Genomic DNA, 4,934 nt, shown 5'->3' with positions numbered 1-4,934 from the left:
TCCCGTCAGAAACGCCCTGAGGGCCTCTCAGGCGGTGCTGATAACGGATGTTATGGTAAATCAAGTGAATGGCAGGTACAAAAAAAGCCCCAGAGGGCTTTTAGTTTAGACTTCTGAAGATATTTTATTTTTCTTGGAAGTGGTGGTTGTTTTTGCTCGGAGGGAACTTATCACCCTTGCTCACATGGCGATCATATTCAGAACCAGCGTATGAGTTGTCGGTATCATGATATTGACCGTAAGTACCTGTTTTTGGACATTCTTGCCCAGACCAATGTTTTGCCATTTACTTTTCCTTTGCTCGTTTTAGGAGCTAAGCTCCTAGCGGTACGAAATTGTGCCGCACTTCATAAATGTAATTGCTTGAAATTATGCTTCAATGTATTGACTTGTTGTTTTTGTGGTTATTCGATTGAGTTCACATTTTGAGCTGATTTGGTTGTGGGTTTTTAGGGAAATATCTTTATGTACTTATTTGCGTACATGTTCTATGCTAAGCCCCAACAAATGGGGGTTAACAACATGCATGCAATCAATTTTACTGATGCCCGTAAACATTTTGCCGAGACGATGAAGCGCGTCACTGATGATGCTGAACCGGTACGTGTCATGCGCCGTGATGCGCCTGATATTGTTATGATCGATGCGGGAGAGTATGAGGCGCTAATCGAAACGGTCTATCTGTTCAGCAATCCGGCGAACGCAGAGCATATCAATGAGTCAATGAAACAGGCGGAGCGCGGCGAATTTGTCGAAGTGGAATATTAAGTTCACTAGGAATGGCGCTGATGACCTTAACTACTGGCGTGATACTGACAAAAAGAAGTTTGAGCGTATCCGGCAACTGTTGCTCAGCATCGAGGCTGATCCGCTGACAGGTATAGGAAAACCCGAACGGCTGCGGCACCACAAAGATCCGGCACTCTACTCCCGCAGGATTGATCAGAGCCACCGTCTGGTCTATTCAATCCAGAACGGAGAAATCATCATCTACGCAGCCCGTTATCACTATGGTGACAAATAGCAAAAGTCGATATAGCCCGCTTGATGCGAGCTTTTCATGCAAGGCGTACAACGGATGTTAGGGTAAGTCGCTGTCAGATCGACACAAAGGCAAAGTCGGTGTAACGTTAGCCTCAGAAAAAACAAAGCCCCGGAAATCATGTCATATCTTGGCGGATCGCATGATAACCAGGGCTAGGTCGAAACCTTGAAAGGATATTAGCACATGAACCGTGCCAGACAACAGCCCGCCATAAGCGCAGGGCACATTGCATAACGCCGCACTCGAACTTTTCAACGAACGCTTACCACACAAGCCGTACTTTTCGGACGATCTGCACTTTGGTGTCCGTATCGCCGGTAAGGAACGCGCTATTCTGGCGAAATATATCCAGTTCAATCAGCCTCACGCCATGTTCTGGCTGGGATTTGACGTTGACCGCGCCGGTTCCTCCATCGACTGGAGCGACCGCAACGCGCCTGCACCGACGCTGACCATAACTAACCCCGAAAACGGACACGCGCACCTGCTGTACGCGCTGGAAAACTCGATACGCACCGCGCCGGACGGCAAAATAAAACCGTTACGCTACGCCGCCTCCGTGGAGAATGCGCTACGTAAAAAATTAGAGGCTGACGCTGGATATTCGGGGCTCATCTGCAAAAATCCGAACCACAACCACTGGAAAATCGCCGTGTGGCAACCGAAGCTCTACACTCTGGACTGGCTGGCCGACTTTCTCGATCTGAACACAGGGAATGACAAGGAAATCGTTGCCGACTACGGCTTAGGTCGTAACTGCACGTTGTTCGACAAAACCCGTAAGTGGGCATATCGCGCCATCCGTCAGGGCTGGCCTGAGTATGAGCAGTGGCTGCAAGCCTGCTACGAACGCGCTTGCGCATACAACCTGCAATTTGCACGGCCTCTGGATGAAAATGAGGTAAGAGGGATAGCTAAGAGCATTGCTAAATGGACATCAAATAAATTTTCACCTGAAGAATTCAGTAAATTTGTTGATATTACTCATTCCTCTGAAATTCAATCAAAGAGAGGGAAAAAGTCAGGGCAGTCAAGGAGGAAAGGAAGCCTAGAGGAAATAAAACCTTGGGTAGCTATGGGAATAAGCAGGCGGAAGTATTTTTATATCAAGAAAAATGGTGAAATAAGATGAAAACCTTCGTAACTCTTTGGACTATAGTTTTTTTAGCATTTATTGCCGTGATGTGTACTGTTGATATATCTAATTACATTCCGTCTGTTTACACAGTTTTTAGTAAGAATAGACCTCTTGTAACTGGCGCCCTTTCTATTCTTTTGATATCTGTTTTTATTTGGCTGATGGTATCCCTCTACTTACTTAAAAAATATTCGGTTAAGGTTGAGAAACTTAGCCTTGGTGGAGTGAATATACTTTTCAATGAGAGTGCTACACTTTACAAAAAGAGTGTAAAAAATCACCTAGATTCAAAAAGAGCAATTTTCAAATTAAGAAAAAACGTTGATGCCTTTGATGAGGTTATTTCATCATATTATCAGACTTACCAATTTATTCGTGATGAAATGAAAATACTAAACCCTAAAAAAGATCGTGAGATTTATGATTTCAGCAATGAGATGCTCATGGTGTTAAATAGATTTCTAACTAACTACCAGAACAACTACAAGCGTTGGTATAAGTACATATCAGACAAAGATGAGGTTGTTGATAGGGTTAGCGGTGATGTCATGAGATTTCATGCAACCAGCATAAATAAAATACAAATGCAGTATTATGATTATGAGCGTATTTTAAAAGGTTTTAAAGATGTTAACCGGTTCTTTGTTAATGATGTGAAGCCTAAGTTTGGAATCAATACAGATAAGTGGAACTGGTAAATTAAAGGAGTAGCCAAGGCTACTCCTTGGATAGTACTATGAATTATGCATTCTCATTTCTCTCGACATATCATACGTTGCTTTTTCTCTATCGTTATAAGTCATGTCTATTAATTTTCTGAGTGTTTCTGGGTTGTTTTCTATTTGATTCCAGTTGACCACTGATATATAAGACCCGCTCTTCATGAAGTTGTCTATTATTCTTGCTGGCATATATGGGAACCTTTCCTCATAAGTTGAGCGCTTATCAATAGAAAACCATTCAGTTACGGTAGGATGAACTTCTGATTTTTCATTAGTTCCATGTGTTGAACGAATGTACGTAGTATTTGTTGACGGGAGATTGACGACTAAAATTCCTGATTTTTTGTTAATGGTACTATCTCTCATGCTAGAGTAAAGTTCCCAATCTACGTGTTTTCTGTTTTTTGTTTCAGTTCCAACAAGAAGGATAAGAACTGATGTATCTCTAAGATATTCATCTCTTATTATCTCTCTTATTTTTTGTGGGGCTTCATCTTCATCTATATCACCTAATGATACTGAGCGATTCACGAATATTTCATGTTCCTCATTCATTTTTTCAAGTGCGTTTTTGTAGTACTGATCATTCGCATGGTGGTAGCTAATGAATACCTTATGCTTTCCCATTTTTATTGTCCTTTTTTTGTTTGTGTGCACTCTATTTTGCACTTGAACCTATATCAGATAACAGCTCTCTTTTAGAGAGCTCTTTTTTTCTCAGCCAGCACACATAGGGTCCCTTCAGCAAGGTCTCACCATGACTGGTTTAGGGCGGGCTCGTTGAACGTAGTGAGCGAATGCGCGAGGAAGCGGAAAGTCATTTGTTGCCTGCATTTTGCACGGTCACTCCTGTGTTTCATCGCCCTTCCGAAAAACACATCACTTCTGGACCAGTATGTCGTAAGCTGGCCCCTGTTTCCTTGAGACTGAATGTATTAAAGGATGATAACTGATGACCAGAGTGTCTATTAGTGAGGCTGCACGGCTGACGGGTAAGAGCCGGACAACGCTGCACAGGTTAATCAAAACAGGTGAACTGTCCACTTGTAGCGGTGAACGAAATAAAAAAATGGTCGATATATCAGAGCTTTTACGTGTTTTCGGACCGTTTGACCAACCGAAGAATGAACACCTTACTCGACAAGTACCTGAACAGCGTGATACAGCGCCTGCTGACCAGAGTGAACATGTCATTCGTCAACTGAAACAGCAGATTGAACACCTTAACATATTGATTTTATCCAAGGATTCGCACATTGACAGCCTGAAACAGGCCATGCTCCTTCTTGAAAATCACCAGGCAAAATTAACTGAACCCCCGGCGCCGTGGTGGAAATTCTGGAAAAAATCCTGACCCCGTCATGCTTCAGTTTTCCTCTCCGGCCATTCCGGGGAGTTCCTGAACCTTCCCGAAAATCGTCAGATCTCTGAACGCTCCTCACCACGAAAAATACCCACACCCCACGCAAAATTAAAATTTTGCAGATTTGTATTTAATATCAGCAGCTTACTTTACTGAAATTTCGTTTTTTAAATTTTATTTATATAGATCCGACTCTATGACGACTCGTCATAGAGTCCCCGGCGAGTCGTCATAGAGTCGGTAACGACTCAGGCCTATAAAAACAATGAGTTAATAACGACCCGACTCTAGATCCGACTCCCCGTTTGGTTGTTTTTTAGACGCGGCGACTCTGGGTACGACTCTAGTGAAGAGTCGCCGGTGAATCGTGTGGTGAGTCGTCCGGCGACTTGCCATAACGTGATTGCCGGCCGTGGACGAACCGATTCCTGAACGTGCTGAAAACCGGTTTTCCGGCTGCGCCGGCAACGCTTCACGGCCACGCAATAAATTGCGTCCCCGTTCACCGTTTTCGGATGGGAAGAACGCCGGAAACAGGACTTCCCCTGGCTGAATGGTGTCAATTTCCGCGCTATGCACTTGTGCGCATACTCATGCATGCCGTAAAAACAGAGCCTGCGCGTTTCTGGCGGGTTTTCGGGTGGTTTGTTGCCTTGTTTTACCGGT

The 4,934-nt window shown here is 43.9% G+C and carries 7 protein-coding genes; 5 read left to right on the top strand and 2 right to left on the bottom strand.

The genetic code is table 11. The features are described from left to right. Positions 1–124: 124 nt before the first annotated feature. Positions 125–286: a hypothetical protein gene (locus tag ACOTXF_RS23610; protein ID WP_162870772.1), complete on the bottom strand. Its 162-nt coding sequence runs from the start codon at positions 284–286 to the stop codon at positions 125–127. A gap of 179 nt (positions 287–465) precedes the next feature. On the opposite strand from ACOTXF_RS23610, the gene ACOTXF_RS23605 reads away from it, so the two are divergent. From ACOTXF_RS23605 to ACOTXF_RS23590, 4 genes are all read left to right on the top strand, one after another. Beyond that, the gene (locus tag ACOTXF_RS23605) at positions 466–768 is read left to right on the top strand and encodes a type II toxin-antitoxin system Phd/YefM family antitoxin (RefSeq protein WP_019725128.1); all 303 of its coding nucleotides are present in this window, start codon (positions 466–468) and stop codon (positions 766–768) included. Then, entirely contained in the window at positions 749–1,024 is a 276-nt protein-coding gene (locus tag ACOTXF_RS23600) for a Txe/YoeB family addiction module toxin (protein WP_019725129.1), read from the top strand. The genes ACOTXF_RS23605 and ACOTXF_RS23600 overlap by 20 nt, the downstream gene beginning before the upstream one ends. 247 nt (positions 1,025–1,271) lie before the next feature. Continuing rightward, positions 1,272–2,177: a replication initiation protein gene (locus tag ACOTXF_RS23595; RefSeq protein ID WP_019725130.1), complete on the top strand. Its 906-nt coding sequence runs from the start codon at positions 1,272–1,274 to the stop codon at positions 2,175–2,177. Continuing rightward, the gene (locus ACOTXF_RS23590; protein WP_004198042.1) at positions 2,174–2,881 is read left to right on the top strand and encodes a hypothetical protein; all 708 of its coding nucleotides are present in this window, start codon (positions 2,174–2,176) and stop codon (positions 2,879–2,881) included. Before ACOTXF_RS23595 ends, ACOTXF_RS23590 begins: the two co-directional genes overlap by 4 nt. 36 nt (positions 2,882–2,917) lie before the next feature. Here the strand turns inward: ACOTXF_RS23590 and ACOTXF_RS23585 are convergent, their stop codons facing one another. Further along, positions 2,918–3,532 carry a TIR domain-containing protein gene (locus tag ACOTXF_RS23585; protein ID WP_019725132.1) on the bottom strand — a complete coding sequence of 205 codons (615 nt, stop codon included), beginning with the start codon at positions 3,530–3,532 and terminating at the stop codon, positions 2,918–2,920. A 325-nt stretch (positions 3,533–3,857) separates the two neighbouring features. On the opposite strand from ACOTXF_RS23585, the gene ACOTXF_RS23580 reads away from it, so the two are divergent. Further along, positions 3,858–4,259, top strand: coding sequence for a helix-turn-helix domain-containing protein (locus tag ACOTXF_RS23580; RefSeq protein WP_045328244.1), 402 nt, complete (start codon positions 3,858–3,860; stop codon positions 4,257–4,259). Positions 4,260–4,934 lie beyond the last annotated feature (675 nt).

Source organism: Enterobacter cloacae complex sp. IR53041 (assembly GCF_049238285.1).
Classification (GTDB): domain Bacteria; phylum Pseudomonadota; class Gammaproteobacteria; order Enterobacterales; family Enterobacteriaceae; genus Enterobacter; species Enterobacter roggenkampii.
Note: the sequence above shows the minus strand (reverse complement) of the source record. Positions and strands in the feature narration are given on the sequence as shown.